The 19614-nt window shown below is 46.8% G+C and carries 20 protein-coding genes, 1 tRNA gene and 1 pseudogene; 13 read left to right on the top strand and 9 right to left on the bottom strand.

Annotation, left to right across the window (positions count from 1 at the left end; all coding sequences use genetic code 11):
• Nucleotides 1-107: 107 nt before the first annotated feature.
• Both Q0218_RS01645 and Q0218_RS01640 read right to left on the bottom strand, forming a co-directional pair.
• Nucleotides 108-695: an HAD-IB family hydrolase gene (locus tag Q0218_RS01645; RefSeq protein WP_297965632.1), complete on the bottom strand. Its 588-nt coding sequence runs from the start codon at nucleotides 693-695 to the stop codon at nucleotides 108-110.
• Nucleotides 696-804: 109 nt separating this feature from the next.
• A complete protein-coding gene (locus tag Q0218_RS01640) occupies nucleotides 805-1449 on the bottom strand; it encodes a non-canonical purine NTP pyrophosphatase (protein WP_297965630.1) in 645 nt (214 codons plus the stop codon).
• Between the two features lie 235 nt (nucleotides 1450-1684).
• Here Q0218_RS01640 and Q0218_RS01635 point away from each other — a divergent pair, with 235 nt between their 5' ends.
• The 4 genes and pseudogenes from Q0218_RS01635 (at nucleotide 1685) to Q0218_RS11945 (ending at nucleotide 5326) form a co-directional block, all read left to right on the top strand.
• Nucleotides 1685-2989 carry an MFS transporter gene (locus Q0218_RS01635; RefSeq protein ID WP_297965668.1) on the top strand — a complete coding sequence of 435 codons (1305 nt, stop codon included), beginning with the start codon at nucleotides 1685-1687 and terminating at the stop codon, nucleotides 2987-2989.
• Between the two features lie 163 nt (nucleotides 2990-3152).
• A complete protein-coding gene (hutX, locus tag Q0218_RS01630; protein WP_297965628.1) occupies nucleotides 3153-3647 on the top strand; it encodes a heme utilization cystosolic carrier protein HutX in 495 nt (164 codons plus the stop codon).
• Nucleotides 3648-3688: 41 nt separating this feature from the next.
• Nucleotides 3689-4447 (top strand): annotated as a pseudogene (locus tag Q0218_RS11950) (NAD(P)/FAD-dependent oxidoreductase); the annotation flags it as partial.
• A gap of 75 nt (nucleotides 4448-4522) precedes the next feature.
• A complete protein-coding gene (locus Q0218_RS11945) occupies nucleotides 4523-5326 on the top strand; it encodes an NAD(P)/FAD-dependent oxidoreductase (RefSeq protein ID WP_366517404.1) in 804 nt (267 codons plus the stop codon).
• 613 nt (nucleotides 5327-5939) lie between these two features.
• Here the strand turns inward: Q0218_RS11945 and Q0218_RS01620 are convergent.
• The gene (locus Q0218_RS01620; protein WP_297965624.1) at nucleotides 5940-6803 is read right to left on the bottom strand and encodes a CbrC family protein; all 864 of its coding nucleotides are present in this window, start codon (nucleotides 6801-6803) and stop codon (nucleotides 5940-5942) included.
• Nucleotides 6804-7083: 280 nt separating this feature from the next.
• Nucleotides 7084-7500, bottom strand: a complete 417-nt coding sequence (locus Q0218_RS01615) for an SseB family protein (protein ID WP_297965622.1) — start codon at nucleotides 7498-7500, stop codon at nucleotides 7084-7086.
• Between the two features lie 110 nt (nucleotides 7501-7610).
• Here Q0218_RS01615 and Q0218_RS01610 point away from each other — a divergent pair.
• Nucleotides 7611-7687 (top strand) — tRNA-Ile (locus Q0218_RS01610).
• A 616-nt stretch (nucleotides 7688-8303) separates the two neighbouring features.
• Here Q0218_RS01610 and Q0218_RS01605 read toward each other — a convergent pair.
• The 3 genes from Q0218_RS01605 to putP all read right to left on the bottom strand — a co-directional run bounded on the left by Q0218_RS01605 (nucleotide 8304) and on the right by putP (nucleotide 11743).
• A complete protein-coding gene (locus tag Q0218_RS01605) occupies nucleotides 8304-8825 on the bottom strand; it encodes a hypothetical protein (protein WP_297965620.1) in 522 nt (173 codons plus the stop codon).
• Nucleotides 8826-9004: 179 nt separating this feature from the next.
• Nucleotides 9005-10252: a DUF2130 domain-containing protein gene (locus tag Q0218_RS01600; protein WP_297965618.1), complete on the bottom strand. Its 1248-nt coding sequence runs from the start codon at nucleotides 10250-10252 to the stop codon at nucleotides 9005-9007.
• The gene (gene putP, locus Q0218_RS01595; RefSeq protein WP_297965616.1) at nucleotides 10253-11743 is read right to left on the bottom strand and encodes a sodium/proline symporter PutP; all 1491 of its coding nucleotides are present in this window, start codon (nucleotides 11741-11743) and stop codon (nucleotides 10253-10255) included.
• Nucleotides 11744-11881: 138 nt separating this feature from the next.
• Here putP and Q0218_RS01590 point away from each other — a divergent pair, with 138 nt between their 5' ends.
• From Q0218_RS01590 to Q0218_RS01555, 8 genes are all read left to right on the top strand, one after another.
• Nucleotides 11882-12592, top strand: a complete 711-nt coding sequence (locus Q0218_RS01590) for an amino acid ABC transporter permease (RefSeq protein ID WP_122862687.1) — start codon at nucleotides 11882-11884, stop codon at nucleotides 12590-12592.
• On the top strand, nucleotides 12585-13313 hold the full coding sequence (locus Q0218_RS01585; RefSeq protein ID WP_002948421.1) for an amino acid ABC transporter ATP-binding protein: 729 nt from the start codon (nucleotides 12585-12587) through the stop codon (nucleotides 13311-13313). Before Q0218_RS01590 ends, Q0218_RS01585 begins: the two co-directional genes overlap by 8 nt.
• A 12-nt stretch (nucleotides 13314-13325) precedes the next feature.
• Nucleotides 13326-14147, top strand: coding sequence for a basic amino acid ABC transporter substrate-binding protein (locus tag Q0218_RS01580; protein WP_297965613.1), 822 nt, complete (start codon nucleotides 13326-13328; stop codon nucleotides 14145-14147).
• 60 nt (nucleotides 14148-14207) lie between these two features.
• Nucleotides 14208-14924, top strand: a complete 717-nt coding sequence (locus Q0218_RS01575) for a basic amino acid ABC transporter substrate-binding protein (RefSeq protein ID WP_297965611.1) — start codon at nucleotides 14208-14210, stop codon at nucleotides 14922-14924.
• Nucleotides 14924-15652 (top strand): hypothetical protein, encoded by a 729-nt coding sequence (locus tag Q0218_RS01570; protein ID WP_297965609.1) that lies wholly within the window; start codon nucleotides 14924-14926, stop codon nucleotides 15650-15652. The genes Q0218_RS01575 and Q0218_RS01570 overlap by 1 nt, the downstream gene beginning before the upstream one ends.
• 44 nt (nucleotides 15653-15696) lie before the next feature.
• A complete protein-coding gene (gene thiD, locus Q0218_RS01565) occupies nucleotides 15697-16479 on the top strand; it encodes a bifunctional hydroxymethylpyrimidine kinase/phosphomethylpyrimidine kinase (protein ID WP_297965607.1) in 783 nt (260 codons plus the stop codon).
• Complete coding sequence (thiE, locus tag Q0218_RS01560) at nucleotides 16472-17074, top strand: thiamine phosphate synthase (protein ID WP_297965605.1); 603 nt, start codon at nucleotides 16472-16474, stop codon at nucleotides 17072-17074. Before thiD ends, thiE begins: the two co-directional genes overlap by 8 nt.
• A gap of 104 nt (nucleotides 17075-17178) precedes the next feature.
• A complete protein-coding gene (locus Q0218_RS01555) occupies nucleotides 17179-17730 on the top strand; it encodes an NAD(P)H-dependent oxidoreductase (protein ID WP_297965603.1) in 552 nt (183 codons plus the stop codon).
• Nucleotides 17731-17988: 258 nt separating this feature from the next.
• Here Q0218_RS01555 and Q0218_RS01550 read toward each other — a convergent pair whose 3' ends face one another.
• Together Q0218_RS01550 and Q0218_RS01545 are read right to left on the bottom strand one after the other, a co-directional pair.
• The gene (locus tag Q0218_RS01550; RefSeq protein ID WP_232037851.1) at nucleotides 17989-18867 is read right to left on the bottom strand and encodes a hypothetical protein; all 879 of its coding nucleotides are present in this window, start codon (nucleotides 18865-18867) and stop codon (nucleotides 17989-17991) included.
• A 177-nt stretch (nucleotides 18868-19044) separates the two neighbouring features.
• Nucleotides 19045-19518 carry a hypothetical protein gene (locus Q0218_RS01545; protein WP_122862679.1) on the bottom strand — a complete coding sequence of 158 codons (474 nt, stop codon included), beginning with the start codon at nucleotides 19516-19518 and terminating at the stop codon, nucleotides 19045-19047.
• Nucleotides 19519-19614: the final 96 nt, after the last annotated feature.

Raw genomic sequence — 19614 nt, 5'->3', positions numbered from 1 at the left:
TAAATCGTTGGACAAAAGCAACGATAGCAACGCTACGTATTAGTTGTTTTTGTAATTTTAATTATACTTTAATTTTGCTCTTTGCAGAGCTAGGCATCTTTAATTTATCACTCAAACGCCCTATAATGCGCCTCGTCGGCAAACTCCAGCATCTCCTTGTCGCCCCTGCTGTCGCCGTATGCGATCACGCGCTCAAAGGCGTCAGTGTCGTACGCCTCGCGCACGCGGCGTACCTTCTCCGCGCCGTAGCAGTTGGCGCCGTCGATCTCACCCGTTATCACGCCGCCCTTTTTCTTGATGCGAGTGCCTAGTAGCTCCAGCCCCTGCGCTCTGCACCACGGAGCCAGCCAGTCCTCGAGCGACGCCGTCACGATCACGACCTTATCGCCGTTTGCCTTATACTCGGCGATCTTTGCCATAGCGGAAAATTTCACGATATCTTCGATGTGCGTGTTTGAGTATTTTTTGCAAATTTGAGCGAATTTATCCGCGCTCATGCCCGCGAAAAAGTGCGTCATCAGCTGCCTACGAGCGTAGTTGTTGCTGCAAATTTTTAGCTTATAGCCGATCAGAACGGGCGAAAGCCAAAAAATACCCCGAAAAAATTTCTTAAATCCCACGACGTAAGCGATAAACTCCAGCAGCGAATCATCGCGCGTGATCGTCCCGTCAAAGTCGAATAAAACCAGATTCATCTTCGTCTCAAATTTTAAATTTGCGCGATTATACCGCGCTAGCGTTAAGGGACGGCAAATTTAGCCGGGTTTTGCCGCGCAAATTTGCTTTCTCTTTCGCGCTCTAAATTTAGAGCCCAAATTTTCTCTCAAGGCTCTTTAATACGTATTTTATGAGCTCTAGCCCCTTTGAGCGGTGCGAGATTTTTAGCTTCGCGGCATCATCTAGCTCGCCAAGCGTGTGCGTAAAGCCTTTGGGGATAAAGAGGCTATCGTAGCCAAAGCCGTTGCTGCCGCGCTCCTGGCAAATCGCCGTGCCGTGCATAAAGCCGTGCGCCGTGAAATCGCCAAACTTTGAGCTAACCGCGATACAAGCGGTGTAAAACGCGGGCGAGCTGGTTAAATTTAGCGCTTTTAGCTCCGAGATCAGCTTTGTGCGGTTGCTAGCATCGGTCGCGCTTTTGCCCGTTATCTGCCCCTGCTCATTCATATCGCTAAATCTCGCCGAATAAATCCCGGGCCTGCCGCCAAGAGCGTCCACGCTGATGCCGCTATCGTCGCTTAGCGCGATAAACTCGTCCGCCAAATTTAGCTCGCGCAGTTTAGCCTGCACGGCGCGAGCTTTGATTAGCGCGTTTGCGGCGAAAGTCGCGCCGTCCTCGACGATCTCAAACGGCTCGCAAATTTCGCGCAATGCGTAAATTTCGTAATCTTTTAAAAAATCTTTTATTTCGCGTACTTTGTCGGAGTTGGATGTCGCTAAAACTATTTTCAAAATTTTTCCTTTTTCTAGCTTGTCTTTTTGGTTCTTTTTACGTAGTTTGCTAAAATTTCGCCAGACAGGCTACGTGCCTAGCCTACGCAAAATTTCATCTACGCAACCGTAAAAATAATCAAAAATACTTCGCTATGCTATTTTTTTAACCCGCGCATTTTATCAAATTCGGCTTTAATTTACGTATTATCAAAATTCGGGTAGAATCACTCCTTTTAAAAAAAGGAAATTTATGATAGTAAAAAGCGCTTTGCCCCTATCTTTCATCATCGGCAGCAGGTTTTTCGGACTCTTTATCATTTTGCCGGTTATCAGCGTCTACGCGCTCGAGCTTGAGGGAGCGACCGAGTTTCTAGTGGGCGTTCTCATCGGCGTTTACGCGATTTCGCAAATCGCGTTTCAGGTGGTTTTCGGCTATATTTCAGACCGCTTCGGGCGTAAAAGCTCGATGCTAGCGGGCCTACTCGTCTTTATCGCCGGAGCTGCTATCTGCGCGGTTGCTACCGATATCTACACGATGATTTTGGGTAGATTTATCCAGGGCGCGGGCGCGATAGGAGCGGTTGCTACGGCGTTTATGAGCGATATGACTAAAGAGGAAGTGCGCGGACACGCGATGGCGATGATGGGCGCGTTTATCGGCCTTAGCTTTACGCTTTCGATGATTCTTTCTCCGATCCTTAGCCACAGATACGGGCTTTCAAGCCTCTTTTACCTCTCGATCGCGGTTACGGTTGTTTGTATCGTACTTTTATACACGGCCGTGGGTAAAGAGCCTAAAATCGCGCACTCTCAGGCCAAAACTCCCGCGCTAAAGCTGCTTGCAAATAGAAATTTGCTCCTGATGAACGTTAGCAATTTCATGCAAAAAATGCTGATGTCGGCGGCTTTTATCATCATTCCCATCGCCGTCGTGCGCTACTTTGGTATGCAAAAAAGCGATCTAAGCGGCATTTACGCCGTCGCTACGGCATTTGGCTTTATCGCTATGGGCGTAGGAGGCGCGGTGGGCGAAACAAGGCGCATCACAAAGCAAATTTTAATCATCGGCGTATCGCTTTTCGTCGCTAGCTACGGGCTTTTCGCGCTCTCGCTCGGACACAAACCGCTATTTTACGCAGGTGTGATTATATTTTTTATCGGCTTTAACCTGCATGAACCGATCTTGCAATCAATGGCGTCCAAATTTAGCAAGGTTAGCCAAAAAGGCGCGGCTCTAGGCATCTTTAACTCTTTTGGCTACATGGGAAATTTTATCGGCGGCATCGGAGGCGGAGCGGTGCTTAACTTTTACGGCCTAGACGCGCTAGCGGCCATAGTTACCGCGCTTTGCATAGCGTGGCTGGTCTCGCTAAAGTGGCTAGATAATCCCAATATCTTTAAAAACATCTACCTACCTGCGGACGTAAATGCCGATATGGCCGAGGTCGAAAAGCAAAGAGGCGTCGTAGAATGCTACAAAAACGCGCAAAATCTCGTCGTAAAATACAACTCCAAGCTCACTAACGAGGCGGAGATAAAGCGGTTTTTAGGCGTTTAACGAGTTTGCGGACGGAGCAAATTTAAAAAATCGTCCGCGCCCGGCGACTAAATTTGCGGCTTGATCGGCGCTTTAAATGCAAGGGCGCAAAACGCGCAAATTTAGCGGGTTTTTAGCTATTTTTAAATACCATTATCAAAATCTAATCCCAAAAAGGACCAAAATGAGCGATCTAAAAAAACGTATAGACGAGCTTTTCGAGGATAAAAAGATGTCCGTTTACGACGCGGCTAAACAACTAAACGTACGCGAATACGATATCTTACAGTACCGCGGCGATGACGAATTTAAGCTGGTCGGCGCAGAAAATTTGATGAAAATTTTTGAAGAAATCAGCACTTGGGGCGAGATGCTTTTTATCAAAAATACGCCCGAGTTTATCATCGAGATAAAAACGAGCGTCCAAGCGCCAAAGCGAGCGCAGGGGTTTTTAAATTTTAGCGGCAAAAGCGGATTTTTAGGCGGCCATCTAAAAGGGGACGCGGTTTGCGCTATCGGCTTTGTAAGCACTAAATTTATGGGTTTTCTCGGACACAGCCTGCACTTTTACGACGCGAACCGCAACGCGATATTTAAGCTTTTCGTAAATCGCAACGAAAAAATGAAACTAGACGAAGCGCAAGAGCAAAAATTTCTAGCGCTAAAAAACAGCCTTTGATTTTAGCTAGCTTTGCCGTGCGTAAATTTTAAGGTTTTATGATGGCTAAAATTTGCAAAATTTACGACGTTTTGATAATCGGAGCGGGCGCGGCAGGGCTATTTTTGGCGGCGAATTTACGCGGTAAAAGCGTCGTCGTACTGGAAAAAAACGCAACTCCCGGCAAGAAAATCCTAGCTAGCGGCGGCGGCAGGTGCAACGTCACAAACCGCCGTATCGACGCGTCAAACTACCTCGGCGACGCAAATTTCGTCAAAAATATCCTAAAAAATCTAGACTTCAAAGACGTTTTAAATTTTTTCGGCGAGCTAAAATTTAACGAGCAAAAACAAAGCCAATTTTTCTGCAAAAGCGGTGCAAAAGACGTTTTGGGCGTGCTTTTAAAGCGCGCTAGACAAAGCGGAGCGCAAATATTTTGCGGCGTTTGCGTAAAAAGCGCGAGAAAAACTTTTACCGATGAAAACGGCGAAATTGCGGACGCTTTTTCGGCGCTAAACGGCGACAAATTTGAGGGTTCTTGCGGCAGCGACGCGTCAAATTTACAAAACGTCAGGCGAAATTTAGACGAAATTTTCGAGATCGTCGCCGAAAACGGCGATAAATTTTACGCCAAAAATCTCGTCGTAGCTAGCGGCGGACTAAGCTACAAAAGCCTAGGCGCAAGCGACATCGGCTACGAAATAGCGCGAAGCTTTGGCATCAAAGTCATCCCGCCAGCTCCCGCACTCGTGGGATTTACCGTGCAAAAAGAGGAATTTTGGTTTAAGAATCTAAGCGGAGTTTGCTTTCCGGCGCAGATTTTGCTGGAACGAGCGCCGCAAAAAAGCGGCGGCGAGAGCAAATCCTACTCGCAAAGTAAAAGCGGCGACGCGGATGTGAGCGCGGATAAATTTAGCGTATGCCGAAAAATTATCGGCGCAAATTTAAAGCAGTCAAGCAACAAGTCCGCGCCCTTACAAACAGGCGATTTAGATTCGCAAAAAGTCGTAACGCTTGCTGCATCAAGACAAAACGGCGAAATTTTAGAGCTAAATTTAGCGGCAAACGAAGCGACTTTGGATAAAAACCTAAATTTTTACGAGTCGGACGCTAAATTTAACGCCTCGCAAGAGATAGAATTTAACGGCGTCGAAATTTTAAACGGCGATGCAAAAGCCTGGAAATCTAGTCAAAAAAAGCGGATTGAAATCGCAGGCGACGTGCTTTTCACACATAAAGGCATAAGCGGCCCGGCCGTGCTAAACGCTTCGCTTTTTTGGCAAAAAGGCCTGATCGAGATAAATTTTTGCCCGAATTTTAACATCGAAACCGCGCAAAAAAGCAAAAAACAGCTCAGCACCGTCCTGCCGCTACCGCGCCGTTTTACGCTAGGGTTTTTACGGGCGGCGGGGCTTAGCGACAAGCCGTACGGCAAGTACGCCCAAGCCGAGCGAGAGAAAATTTCACGACTTTTTAGCTACCGATTCGCGCCTGCGGGGACGTTTGGCTTTGAGCGAGCAGAAGTCACGAAAGGCGGCGTAGACACGGACGCGCTAGAGGCAGACTGCGGCGTAAAGGGAGTGCGCGGGCTTTATTTTATCGGCGAAGTTTTAAACGTAACGGGGATGCTCGGCGGCTACAACCTGCACTTTGCGTTTGCCTGCGCGCAGGCTTTGGCCGGGCGACTAAATGCCGTTTAAGCTGCGCCTGACTGCTGCCCGCGGTAAAAACGGTCTTTGCGGCGTAAGACGATCTTTTAGGCTAAATTTAAGGGCATGCACGGTGCGCAAAAAGATAAGCCTACATGCGCCACAAATAAATTACGCTACGCATAAACGCTAGCCGCAAAGACTAGATTGCGCTAGCTGCGCGGCGGGTTGCCGAATTTTGCGATACGAGGCTAAAATTTGACTTACCTTAAATGCCAAAGCCGTCGTTTGCGGATATAGCGATGCGGACGCTAATTTTGCTCAAACGTAGATTATTTGCGCCGCCTTTTAACGGTGCGTCTAGTTTGATTAGATAGCGATAGGCTCTGTTTTACCGCTCTTGGTAAATAAAAAAAATCTAAAATTTGCGGCAAGCAAAATAGCGCAAAACGTCAAGCTAACCCAGCGCCTTTTAATAAATTTAAACGCCCGAAAACTAGGCAAGTAAATTTATGCCAAAGCGCGAATTTACGCAAGCAAAGCGGCATAAATTTATTTTGCGGTATCGTAGATTTAAAGCAAAATCGTCATAAAAACGCAAGCCGATGAGCAAATCGCGCAAATTTAAAACCGAGCGCGAGTTTACGGCGCTTATACCGTAGTCTTACTCCGCATCGACGTTGATTTTATATTTACCGCAATGCAGACAGCGGAACAAATATCCCGCCATGAAGCCGCCCGCTTCCAGGTATTCTCGCACGGTATGGGCGTCGTATTCGCCGCGTTTAGCGTACTGGGCAAGGACCTCGTCTGCTATACCCATCTTGCGCAGTTCTTTCGTGCCCACGTCGCCCAAAAACTCGCAGTAATCATCGCAGCACGTAAGCCACTGCTCTCCTTGCCAGCAAAAATACCCGGGCGTCCTTTTAAAAAGCTCGTCCGTCTTAGCCTGCGCATTAGCCGCGCCGCTAGGCAGTTCGTCTGCGTCTTGGACGAAGGTAGCGTCAAATTTCGCCGCAGCCTTGCCGTTAGCTATGCAGTGCGGGCAGAGGTATTTCACGTCGCTTTCGCTATAAACGTGACCGCAATAATAAACGTCCGTCTCCTGCTCGCAGCACTCGCAAACCACGCTTATATCGTCCTTAAACACGCCAGATTTAACGGGATCCGGGTAATAGCGAAAATGAGGCGCTGCTTTTGGCTTTTTGCTCGCGCGCGCTGCCTTGCTCGCGGTTTTTGGGCGTTTTATCGCGTCCTCGTCGCCGTCTAGGGCGTATTGTTTTAGATACCCGAGCCTTTTTAGCTGTTTTTTATCTTTGGGGTCGCAAATTTTATCAAGCAACTCGTAGGCACTCTTTTTAAGCTCCAGTAGATAGTAAACATCGACCAGCACGGCTTTTGCCTCTTTTTCATCGCATTTTTCCAGCTCGTCCTTGAACTCATATAGCGCCAAAACGCTAGCCGCGCCGCCGTCAGAATCCCAAAACGCCTTTTGTAGCGCGACGTATCTTTGCCTAAAATCTTTCATTTTTTCTCCTTAAATTTACGCTTTGGCGATGCGCCTTTGGATTTGCCGCCAGCTAGCGTCTATTGTCTGCTAGATTGCGTTTAAAAGCGCATTTAGGCAGATTTTACTAAATTTATTAAATTTCGCCTATTTTCGTAAAATGCGGCAAGAGCGGGCTGGGCGCAAATTTAAAACTCCGCTAAAATCGGCGTTTTTTGCAGATTAAGCGGCTAAATTTTGCTCTTATGCTTAAAAATCGGCAACTTTAAGAGCAAAAATAAGCATCCAAATTTAGCTAAATTTACTCCGCGCAAATCGCTTTTAGCTTTGCTAAATCCAAAATCAAACTATGCGAAAACGCGTCTATCACGACGCCCGCATATTTGCCCTCGCCGCCTTCTATCATCGCGGCGTAGTCTTTTAGGCGCAGATTTATCGCCTCTTGCTCGGCGTCGTTTCGCCATTTCATCATCTCAGCCCTGCTAGAAAACGCGGGGAAATATCTAAGTCCGCTCTCCTCGTCTTCAAGCAGGACGAATTTTATATTTGAGCCCTCTTCTTCGTAAACTGCGCTGCCGCCCGGTTTTACTAAGGCTTGGTTTATGAGTACGGGCGCTAAAAACTCGGCCTTTTTTAGCGCTGCGATTAGCGCCTTTTGGTTCTGCTCGCCGCCGTCAAGTAAAAATGCGTCTATGAAATCGTTTAAATTTTCGTTCATCTTTTACCTTGGATTAAATTTGGCGTATTATACATTTTTGCGTTTTTAAATCAAAATTTAGCAGTAAATAAGCTTTGCGTTGCTATAATCACAACTTCACTTCAGCTGGCGGGTTCATAGCTCAGTTGGTTAGAGCATCCGGCTCATAACCGGATGGTCCCAGGTTCGAGTCCTGGTGAACCCACCATCCTCTAAATTTCAATCATTTTAAAAATCTTGCGAATATACTTTAGATTTTATTTAGTCTTTGTCGGCGAAATTTAGCTTCTTTGTGCTCTTGCCTATTTGTTTTATAGTAAATGCGCGGGTAAATCGTAGCTTTGAAGCCTAGCAAATTTAGCAAAATCCGCCAAAGGTGGCAACCCGTCGCTTACTAGTAAGGCTACCCCGTCGCGGGCGGCGATACGGCGGGCCATCTGTTTCGTTGCACCCGCTGCGGCAAGTATAAAATTCAGGTCGATGCAAACTAAATTTGAGGCTAAATTTGAAAAATTTTACTCGCCTAGACCCTCATCTTGAAAACGTAAAAATTTAATTTGTAAAAATTTGACGTCATTTTGCTTTTGTATTGATGGAGTTTAAGCTGCTCGCCCTGCTTAGCGGTTGCAAGCTCAGCAGTCTCCTCTTGCTTGCAAGCTGCTTTGAGCGGTAGCGAACGCAGTGAAGCTAAAGCAGAACTTCGCTGGGTTTTTAAATTTTGGCCGAGTCAAATTTACAGATTTAGCCCTGTTGCAAATTTAAAATATATAGCGCGGCTGTGGCGCACCAAACAAGTGTAATCAATATGCTTTTGCGTATTTGCACTATTTTATTAATTTCCTTATCGCATAGCTCTTGGCGAATCCATACGCTCCGCTACCTAAATCAAATTTAAAATCTTCATTAAGCGAGATGTCGTAAATAGCGCTCATCGCAGTTTTAAAATTTACATCATCCTCAACAAATAAAAAATACAAAAACTTTTTATTTTTATAAAGGACGATTACGGGACGATATCCGAATACATAAATTGTATAGAAATATGATATTTCCTCTTTTTTTGTTTTTATATTATTTCCGGTAATAAAATTTTGATTGGTAATATATATGCATTGCCTTTTATAATTTAATATCTCGCAATACATAATGTAAAATAGAAAAACTGAAACGGCGGATATGACAATTATAGACAATATACTGCTGTCTATGATATTAAACAAAACGAATAGCAAAAACATGTAAATAAGCATCCTAACGACAAAAAAATAACTTATATTTTGATAGCAATACAGAACCTTCTCATCGTCATCAAGCCTGGCGCCTTTAGGCAAATCATAATCACTCAAATTTGAGCCTTTCGTTTTTAAAATTTTAGCAGAGCAAATTTGTAAATTTAGTAGGATATGAGACAAATATTCTAGACAAAATAGGCGTAGTTTAAATAAATTTTTCTTACCCGCAAAGAAGCGGACTAGTCGTCCGTGACTGCGGCGGGCGTAGAAAAATTTATTCTAAAATCCGTCATTTATGGGGAATCAAAATCGCCCGCATCAAACCCCAGCTCCAGCGTCCTTATCTCCCCTATTGCATTTCCTGCGATCCCCTTTATCGAGCCAAACATCTCGATCGCGTTGTCGCGCACCTTTTCGATCTGTTTTTCGCGGCTCTTCCAGATGCGTTTCATCGCGTTTTTCTCTCGCTCCAGCTCCTCGCTCATCGCAGAAAAGCCCTCCACGATAGCCTCGATACGCATCTTAAACTCGTTGCTCACTAGATACGAGTAGAGCATCTCCATCTTGTTTGAGCGGTTTTGCGCGGAGTTCCTAGCGAAATTTAGCTCCACGACGCCCTGCCTTAGCACGAAACAAAGCGCCTTAAACTCCTCGTAGTTGCACACCCATACGCCGTCAACCAGCCCCATACGCTCTAGTTCCCGCGGGCGCGCCTCGCTAACTAGCACTCCGACGTCGGCGCCCGATGCGCGCATATCGGCCTTAAATTTTTCTATCCATTCGTTTGAGAAATTTTTCGTGCGCTTGCTTTCGTAGTAGATTTTACCGCAGTTTTGCACCTCGCGAGTATTTACGATCTGCATTACGTCCGCGCCGTTTGCCCCCTTTTTGACCTCGTCTATGGTGTCAAATACGAACTTCTCCCGCAGCCACGCCTCGATAGCGAGCTCTTGCGTCTCGCCTTGCAGTTGCTCGCTGCCCTGTTCTATGCGCCTTTGCGCCTCGTTTAGCTGCTTTTTTAGCGCTTCTAGTTGCTCGTCTTTTTGCTTAAATTTTAGCTCGTTTTGCTCGGCTAGAACCTTGCCTAGCCGCTCTTTTTCCTCGTTTAGGCGCTTGCTTAGCTCGGCCTCGGTTTTAGCCATCAGCGCGCTTTCAAACTCGCTCTTTTCGCGTTTTAGCTTTTCTATTTCAAGCGTCTTTAAATTTAGCTCGTTTATCTGCTTTGACTTGGCTTCAAGCTCGGTTTTTAGGGCGTTTACTATGTTTAAATTTTCGCCCTCGAGTTTTGCTTTTATTTCATTTTCAAGCTCTGTTTTTTTAGCGTTTATGGCTGCGGCAAATTTGGCGTCAAATTCTTTTTCCTTCGCGTTTAAAGCATCTAAATGCGCCTTGTATTCGGCCCTCTTAATCTCGATCTCTTTGTCGAAATCTCGCCTGGCTGCCGCCATTTTTTGCTTCATTTCAAGCTCAAGCTCGGTTTTTAGAGCCAAATTTACATCGACTTCGGCGCCGCAGTTACCGCATTTTACGCTACTTTGCATTTACAGCCTCGTTTTCATTTTTTCAAATTCGTCCTGAACGGTGGCCGAGTTTGGCTCGTTACTCATCTTATCTATCGCGTCGCCGTAGAGACTGGTGAGATAAATCACGACGCAAGAAACCGCAAAGCCCGGCAATATCTCGTAAACGTAAGAATTTAGCCCAAGCGCTATCCAAGCGATCACCGTCGCTCCGCCCGTTATCATACCCAGCAAGGCCGCTAGCGCGCTCATCCTGCGCCAGTAAAGGCTAAAAAGCAGCACCGGCCCAAAGCTCGCGCCAAAACCCGCCCACGCGTAGCCAACGACGTTTAACACGCTTTCGTTAAAGCTAAAAGCAAGCGCGGTAGCAACTAGCGCGACGGCCACGACGGCGTATCTGCCCGCGGCGACCTGAGCTTTTTGCGAGATTTCTTTTTTATAAAAGGCAAACACGAAGTCCTGCGTCACCGAGCTTGCGCTAACCAAAAGCTGGCTAGAGATCGTGCTCATGATAGCTGAAAGTACGGCTGAGATGATGATACCCACGAAAAACGGATGAAACAGCGTCTCGCCAAGCTGCAAAAATACCTTCTCGGGGTCTGCTAGAGGCAAATTTAACTCGCTGTAATAAACAAAGCCGATAAGCCCGCTCATCATAGCTCCTACAAGTCCTATCGCCATCCAGCCGATGCCGATGCGGCGCGCCTGGGCTAGCTCTTTTGAGCTTCGTATCGCCATAAATCTAACTATGATGTGCGGCTGTCCGAAATATCCAAGCCCCCACGCCATGAGTCCTAGGATGCTTAAAAAAGTCTGGCCGTAAAAGACGTTTAGGTGGTTTTTGCCGTATTTGGCGACCTCACCCCAAAACGTAGCTCCGTCAGGCAAATTTAGATTACAAAACGCCACTATCGGCACGGCGACTAAAACCAAAAACATCAGCGTGCCCTGAAACGCGTCCGTAATGCAAACCGCGCGAAAACCGCCGAAAAACGTGTAAAAAACGACGATAGCCAGTGTAAAGATCGCGCCGAATTTAAAATCTAATCCAAAAAAGCTCTCAAAGCTCTTGCCACCCGCTATTATCCCGCTACTCACGTATAGCGTGAAAAATATCAAAATCAAAAGTCCTGAGACTATGCGTAAAATTTTAGTCTCGTCCTTGAAGCGATTTTGTAAAAAATCTGGAATCGTGATGCTGTCGCTGGCAACCTCGGTATAGACGCGCAGGCGCTTTGCTAAAAACAGGTAGTTGCAATACGCTCCTATAACGAGCCCCAAAACCATCCAAATCGTAGCAAGCCCCGTGGCATATAGCGCGCCCGGCACGCCAAGCAGCATCCAGCCGCTCATATCGCTAGCTCCCGCGCTTAGCGCGGTTACGACCGGCCCTAGGCGGCGATTATCGAGCAGGTATTCGCCCATATTGGCGTTTTTGTTATACGAGTATCGCCCCACGAAAAGCAAAAATCCAAAATACAGCGCGATGGCGATATAGCGAGCGTAATCCATAAATTTCCCTCGGGTTTTAAATTTGAGTTACGATAATATGATAAATTTGTTTAAAAGATAATTTTTTCGCGTAAAAAAGGTTAAATTTATATTTTTTTTCGTATTATTAACCCTCATTACACTTTTAAGGTTTAAGAAATGCTAAACGAAAAATTTTTTAGGGCGCTGTTTTTCGTCCTTATCGTCTCCGCGGGTGTTTATTATTTTTATCCGACGGAGTTAAACGAGGCGCAACGTCTAGCTTACCTTAAAAGCTACGGCGTGACGCTGGGCCTCACTATCGGCGGCACCGCTATCGGCGTGACGCTGGGCTTTATTTTGGCGTTTTTAAAGTTTTTAAATATCAAAATTTTAAGCTTTCTCATCGACGAATACGTCGATATCCTGCGCGGAACGCCGATTATTTTGCAGCTTCTTATATTTTCGGTCGTGATTTTCGCGACTTGGAGCGATAACTTTTACGTCGCTTTGATCGCGCTTGGGCTAAACAGCTCCGCCTACGTCGCAGAAATCGTGCGTAGCGGCATAAATAGCGTCGATAAAGGACAAATGGAAGCCGCAAGAGCGATGGGTCTAAACTACTACGTCTCGATGCGCGAAGTGGTGTTTCCGCAAGCGACTAAAAACATCTTGCCTGCGCTTGCGAACGAATTTATCTCGCTATTTAAAGAGACCTCAGTCGTAGGCTACATCAGCGTCATTGATATCACTATGCAAAGCAAGAGCCTTCAAGCGGTGTTTTATAGCCCCGAGCCCGTCATTTTCACGGGTATAGTTTACTACGTCAGCGTAAAGTTCTTTACGTTTTTGGTTAAAATTTTAGAGAGGAGACTAAATCGCCATGATTGAGATTAGAAATTTGAGTAAAAATTACGGCGATTTACGCGTCCTCGATGACATCAGCGTAGATATCAAACAAGGCGAAATCATCGCTATCATAGGCCCTAGCGGCGGCGGCAAGAGCACGTTTTTACGTTGCATAAATCGCTTAGAAGAGCCAAGCGGCGGGCACATCAAGATAAACGGCGAGGATATAACGGACAAAAAAACGGATATAAACAAAATCCGTCAAAAAGTGAGCATGGTTTTTCAGCACTTTAACCTTTTTGCAAATAAAAACGTCTTGCAAAATTTAACCCTAGCTCCGATAAAAGCAGGGATTTTGGATAAAGAAAGCGCGGAAAAAAGAGCCGACGAGCTGCTAAAAAGCGTGGGTCTAAGCGATAAAAAATACGCCTTCCCGCACAAGCTCTCAGGCGGTCAAAAACAGCGTATAGCAATCGCTAGAAGCCTCGCGATGAACCCCGAGGTCATACTCTTTGACGAGCCGACCAGCGCGCTAGATCCCGAGATGATCGGCGAGGTACTAGACATCATGAAAGACGTCGCGGCAAAAGGCATCACGATGCTAGTCGTCACCCACGAGATGGGCTTTGCTAAAAACGTGGCGAATAGGATATTTTTCATGCACGGTGGTAAAATAGCCGTGGACGACACGCCTAAAAACGTATTTGAAAACCCTAGTAATCAGCGTTTGCAGGATTTTCTAGGTAAAATTTTAAACCACTAAAAGGAGGTTAAAATGTCACAGAACATCGTTGCGGCTTTGTCCGCCGGCAAATTTAAAAAACTTTTAGTTTTCGTAGCCGCCGCTTTGATGCTTTCAGGCTGCGGTCAAAGCTCGAATGAAAAAGCGAGCAAAGACGCCGCAGTAAAAAACGAGGCAGCCCCCGTAGCGGTACAACAAACGATAAGAGTGGGTTCGAGCGCGGACTATCCGCCGTTTGAGTATATCGACGAGCACAACAAAATAGTAGGCTTTGAAATCGATATGATAGAGGCCGTCGGCAAGAAAATCGGCGTCAAATTCGACATACAAAACATGAGCTTTGACGGGCTGATCCCTGCCCTAAAAACGGGCAAGATAGACGCCGCGCTAAGCGGCATGAGCGCGACAGAGGAGAGACGAAAATCTGTTGATTTTACGAAGCCTTACTATTTTTCGGATAATCTTTTCATCCGCAAAAAAGGCACCGACGTAAATGCGACCAATATGCATCTCAAAAAAATAAGCGCGCAAATAGGCACATTGCAAGAGACCGCGGCTAAATCTATCTGCGGCGACCTAGCCGTGCCTGCAGAAAACGTAGCGGCTGCGATTTTATCGCTAAAAGCGGGCAAGATCGACGTCGTGCTAACAGATAGTCCGATCGGCTACGAGTATCTAAAGCAAAACTCTGATTTGGAGGAGTTTTTAAAACTTCCTGACGGAACCGAGGGCTTTGCCGTCGCGTTTGACAAGGGCAAGCACCTAGAGCTAATCGGCAAGATAGACGCCGCGATAGAGGAGCTAAAAAAGAGCGGCGAATTTGACAAGATGATGGAAAAATACGGCCTAAAATAAATTTGCTAGCCCGCACCTAGTCGCGGGATTAAATTTAAAACCAAATTTAAAGGAGAGAATATGAAAAAGATTTTTGCGCTGCTTTTAGCGGCTCTAGCTACGCTTGGCGCCGCCGAGCTAAAGATCGGTACAGCCGCTAACTATCCGCCGTTTGAGTACGTGGACGAGCAAAACAAGATCACGGGCTTTGACATGGATCTAGTAGCGGAGCTCGCTAAACGCGCGGGTTTTGAGTACAAGATCGTAAATATGAGCTTTGACGGCCTAATCCCAGCTTTAAAAACTGGCAAAATCGACGCCGTAGCAAGCGCGATGAGCGCAACCGACGATAGACGAAAATCGATTGATTTCACGCAGGCTTACTATGCGACCGAAAACATCTACTTGCGCGCTAAAGGCAACGACGCTATCGCGAGCAAAGACGCCCTAAACGGCAAAAGAGTGGGCGTACAACAAGGCACCGTCCAAGAGATCGCCGCTAACGCTATCGCAGGCGCTAAAGTCGTGCCTGCCGAGGATCCAGTTCCGCTAATCATGGGACTAAAAAAAGGCAAGATAGACGCAGTCGTGCTTGATAGCTCGATCGGTTACGGCTTTTTAAAGAAAAATCCCGAGCTTGAGGAATTTTACAAAGAAAACGACGGTAGCGAGGGCTTTTCTATGGCGTTTGACAAAGGCAAGCAAGCAGATCTAATCGCTAAAATAAACGCCGCGCTCGACGAGATGAAAAAAGACGGCAGCTACGGCAAACTACTAGAAAAATACGATCTGAAATAATGAAAAAAAGCGCATTTTTTACTCTGATTAAATTTTGCGCTTTAGCCTTGCTGTCGGTAAATTCGGCTGCCCAGTTTACCGACATGCAAATCACCGAGACAACCAAATCCAAACACGAAAAAGTCGCCAAAGAGGTCCTTTTTCTAGAAAAAATTTTAGACTACGATACCTTCGTCTTTAGACTAAACGCCGCCGTGATCGCCCCTTGCAGGCTTGCAAACGTTAAATTTTACGACGGCTCAAAATGCATAAAAGATAAAAAAGAGCTAGAAATTTTTGGCAAATCCTACGACAAAGAGATCAAAAAGATATTTCGTCCCGAGCGCAACTACTACGTGCTCACGCTAAAAAATCTAGGCGATAGATGGCTGTGCGAAGTAAGCGACGAAAGCAAAATCTTAAACAAAACTCTGGTCAAAAACGGCCTTACCTCGCCTACTAGCAAAGAGTACCAAAAAATAGAGGTCAAAGAGGACTGGGCCAAGAAAAATCACGCGGAAATTTACGAGTGCCTAACCGGCAAAAAGCTAGAAGAACCGAAGAAAAAACCTAAAAAAACCGAAAATAACGCCACCAAAAACGATCAAACCGAGCAAAACTCTTTAGGCTCGCAACCTGCTCAAACGCAGCCGCAAACCGTGCCTGCGCCGATGGAGTCGCAAGGAAACGGCCCCGTAAATTTAAAGGAGCTAGGCGTCGAGTTTGGCAAGGATTTTGGCGACAAATAAATTCGCCCGAAGATAAATTTAACAAAACCGCTCAAGGCAAAACAATGAAAAATCCCAAAAAAAATATCCTAATCATCGCAGGCAGCGACAGCGTCGGGGGCGCCGGCATACAAGCCGACATAAAAACCTGCGAGGCCTACGGCTGCTACAGCGCGACTGCGATCACGGCTCTAACCGCGCAAAACACGAGCGGCGTGAGCGCGGTAATGCCGGTAACGCCCGAGTTTTTAAACGCGCAGCTAGAAGCAGTTTGCGCCGAGCTAAAATTTGACGCCGTAAAGATCGGCATGCTCTTTAACGAACAGCTCATAGCCTGCGTCAAAGCCTGGCTAGAGCAAAACCGCGGCGTACCGGTCGTGATAGACCCCGTCTGCGTGGCGAAATCAGGCGCCAAGTTGCTGCAAGAGGGCGCCATAAACGCGCTAAAAGAGCTTTTAAGCCTCGCTCGCATCGCGACGCCCAATTTAGACGAAGCGCGCATTTTGGGGTTAAATTTTGACGGAGAGCGGTTAAATTTAGGCGCGGATCTGCCCTGCGACGTGGTGCTAAAACGCACGCAAACGAGCGAGATTTGCGAGGACACGCTTTATAAAAAAAGCGGCGAGGTAGTTAAATTCGGAGAACCGCTAGAGCAGCCTACGATCATGCACGGCGCGGGCTGCAGCTTCTCCGCGGCTATCGCCTGCGCTCTAGCGTGCGGGGCAGACGAGATAACGGCGATCAGACGCGCCAAAGCCTTTGTCGCAAACGCCATCAAAAACGCCCACGGCTCAAATTTCGGCATGCGGCTACTAGATCACAAAGCAGCGGGCGAAAACCGTGGCTAAAATTTACGCTATCACGGACGACGTCCTAACGCCCGAAAATACCGTACTCGAGCAAACTCGCGAACTGCTAGAGTGCGGAGTGAAATTTTTACAGTACCGCACTAAGCTTGAGCCAAAAAACGAGCGCATAGCGACTGCTCTAAAAGAGCTTTGCGAGCGCTACGGAGCGAGATTTATCATAAACGACGACGTAAAATTTGCCGCCAAAATAGGCACAAACGCCGTGCACATCGGCAAAGACGACGGCGGAGTAAAAGTAGCTCGCAAGATCCTAGGCGATGGCGCCTTCATCGGCGTTAGCTGCTACGACGATCTAAATTTAGCCCTGAAAGCGCAGGACGAGGGCGCTTCTTACGCGGCATTTGGCGCCCTGTTTGCAAGTTCGACCAAACCGCACGCTCCGCTTTGCAAATTTGAAACTATAATGCGCGCAAAGGAAATTTTACGAATCCCCGTTTGCGCGATCGGCGGCATAAACGCAGCAAATATCGCGCAAATCGCCACGCTAAATCCAGACTATATCGCCGTTATCTCAACGCTCTACCGGCCCGCATCCATAAAAGAAAATCTGCGAAATTTGCAAGCGTTTTTGTAAAAATACGCTAAACCTACGTCAAATTTACGTCGCCAAACTGCGCAATGCTCCGCTCAAATTTAAGCAAAGTCCGATAAAATTTGCTTGATCAAAAAAGGAGAAAAATGAAAACCCTAATCATCTTAGCCCACCCGGACATCCAAAACTCGGTCATAAACAAACGCCTGCTGCAAGAGGCTCTCAAAGAGCCGCAGCGCTATAGCGTTCATGATTTGATGCAGGTTTACGCAGGCGGCAACATCAACGCCGCGCGCGAGCAAGAGCTCATCAGAGCCCACGACACCCTTGTTTTGCAGTTTCCGCTTCACAACTTCTCCTGCCCTCCGATTTTAAAATCATGGATCGACGCGGTGATGACGCACGGCTTTGCCTACGGACGCGGTTCAGACGGCATAGCGGGGCGTAAGGTGGCGCTAGCCGTGACTGCGGGCATCAAAAAGAGCGACTACAGCTCGCAAGGACGCTATCATTTTAGCCTGCGCGAGGTTCTTGTGCCGTTTGAGCTTGCGTTTAAATACTATTTTCGCGCCGATTATCGCGACTTTTTCGCATTTTACGGCGCCGAGGAGACTCCGGGCGTGGACTACGTATCAAGCCAGGACGATTTAGAGCGCGGCACTAAAGAATACGCGGAGTTTTTGCGAAATTTAGGCTAAATTTGACGGTCGCAGTTAGCCTTGCCGTGCGTAAATTTGCCTCGCTATAAACCACGGAGGTCGCTCTAAATTTAAGCTTTATCGCCGCTATATCAGCGATTTAGGGCCCGGCAAATTTGCAAGCGTTTTTTGTAAATTTAAACACAGGCGAGTCCGCTTGCGCTACTCAAATTTTACGCCGAATTTGAGCGTCAAATTTACGGCGGCCTGGCTTAAATTTAAAATCTCCGCGCTAAATTTGCCAAGCCTCGTCAAAGGCTAATCTTTTTTATAAAACACGTTAAAACCAAATCCGCCGAGCAAGATTATCAAGCCGGCAATCCCCGCAAAAGGCGAAAACCAAAAATCCATCGTTCCCGCGCAGAGCAAAACAAGTCCCGCGCAAAGGCTGATCGCGATATCCACGACAAAGCTAGCGCCCCTCTCAAAAAAGCCTTGCGATTTTTTCGCAGTCAGATTTTTACTGAGATTTCGTATCTCTAAAACCTTGAAATTTTCGTATTTCACGCTCGCTTCGTCGCCGTTTGCTAGCTCCAGAGCGCGCTTTTTAGGGCCACTACCCCACAAAAACGTATCGCCGACCGTGACGCTAAAATAGTTTTTCTCTTTCGTATCAAAAATCCTTAGATTTCGCACCGCGCCGCTAACCTCGCCGTTTGCCTTGGGCTCTTTTGCGGCGTCTAGCATCAACCTAACGCGCAAACCCAAAGACGCCTCGCCGTGATATTTAAACCAAGCAAAGGCAAGAGAGCCAAAACCAAAAACTAGAAGCAAAGTGCCAAAAAGCGGCTGCCATCCGCCAAATCCCGAAAAAATCGCCCAAACACCTGCCGCGCCAAACAGCAAAAATAGCGCGAAAAACAGAGCCGCAAAAAAGGAGCTAGGCTCGTAGGTGTACCAGGCCGCGGAGTTTAGGGAACGGTTTTTTAGCCCCAAAACCCGCCCCTTTTTATCGCAAACGACCAGCGTTTCGTCGCCGTCATTTACCGGCAAGAGCGGACTTTGTAGCGAGCGGACGTTAAAAAATTGATCCTCCAAGCTAAAGCTATAATCAAATCCGCTTTTGTCTTTATAGACGCACTCAAGCGAATTTATGCGGCCACCGAGCAGGTTTAAATCGTTTTTCGTTTCTTGCAAGCTAAATCCTTTTAAATTTTAAGTTTTCGCGCCCGAAATTTGAGCGATATAAATTTGCGCACCTATAAATTTGATCGCTCGTTCGCCCGCCAAATTTAAGAATAGACGCTGAATTTGCCGCGTTTGGCAGCATTTTTGGGCGGGCGAATTTGACGACGAACCACAAATCCGCTTCTTTTAAAAATTTCTCAAAGCTAGATACGCGTTTGCCTTATCGGTCGGAGTTTTGTCGTCGATGCAGAGCAAAGGTAGCAACACAAATAGACAAATCATAACTGCAAAAAGCAAGATAATATTACCAAGCGGCGGGAGATATTTAAATAGGCAGACGATCGGTATCACCAAGATAAGACCGTAAAGCCTCTCCGGCAAAAACTCCATCATCGCCTCCTCAAAAATCATCAAATGCGCGTGCCAAGCGTAGTTTTTGAGCCACTTGCCAGAGGTTAAATTTTTAAAATTCCAAACCTCGTTTTGTTCGTCATAGGCGATAGCTAGGCGGTCATTTTCGCGAGGCACGAGGTGCTCTTTGAGCTTTTTGGCGTTAAATTTCGCGCCCGCGATCTCAAAAGCGCACTCATCCATCGCCGCATCCCATCTCACGTTTTTTACCTCGCCCGCTAAGACCTGAAACTCGCGCGAATCTCGCATCTAAATTTTCTCCAAAGTTTTTATAAATTCATAAAAATTAACGCCGAGCAAATTTGAGCTGGGCGTAAAAATACGTCAAATTTGAGCAAGGCACCC

The sequence above is a fragment of the uncultured Campylobacter sp. genome (assembly GCF_938039245.1).
Taxonomy (GTDB): Bacteria; Campylobacterota; Campylobacteria; order Campylobacterales; family Campylobacteraceae; genus Campylobacter_A.
This window is presented reverse-complemented; position numbering and strand designations above follow the sequence as displayed.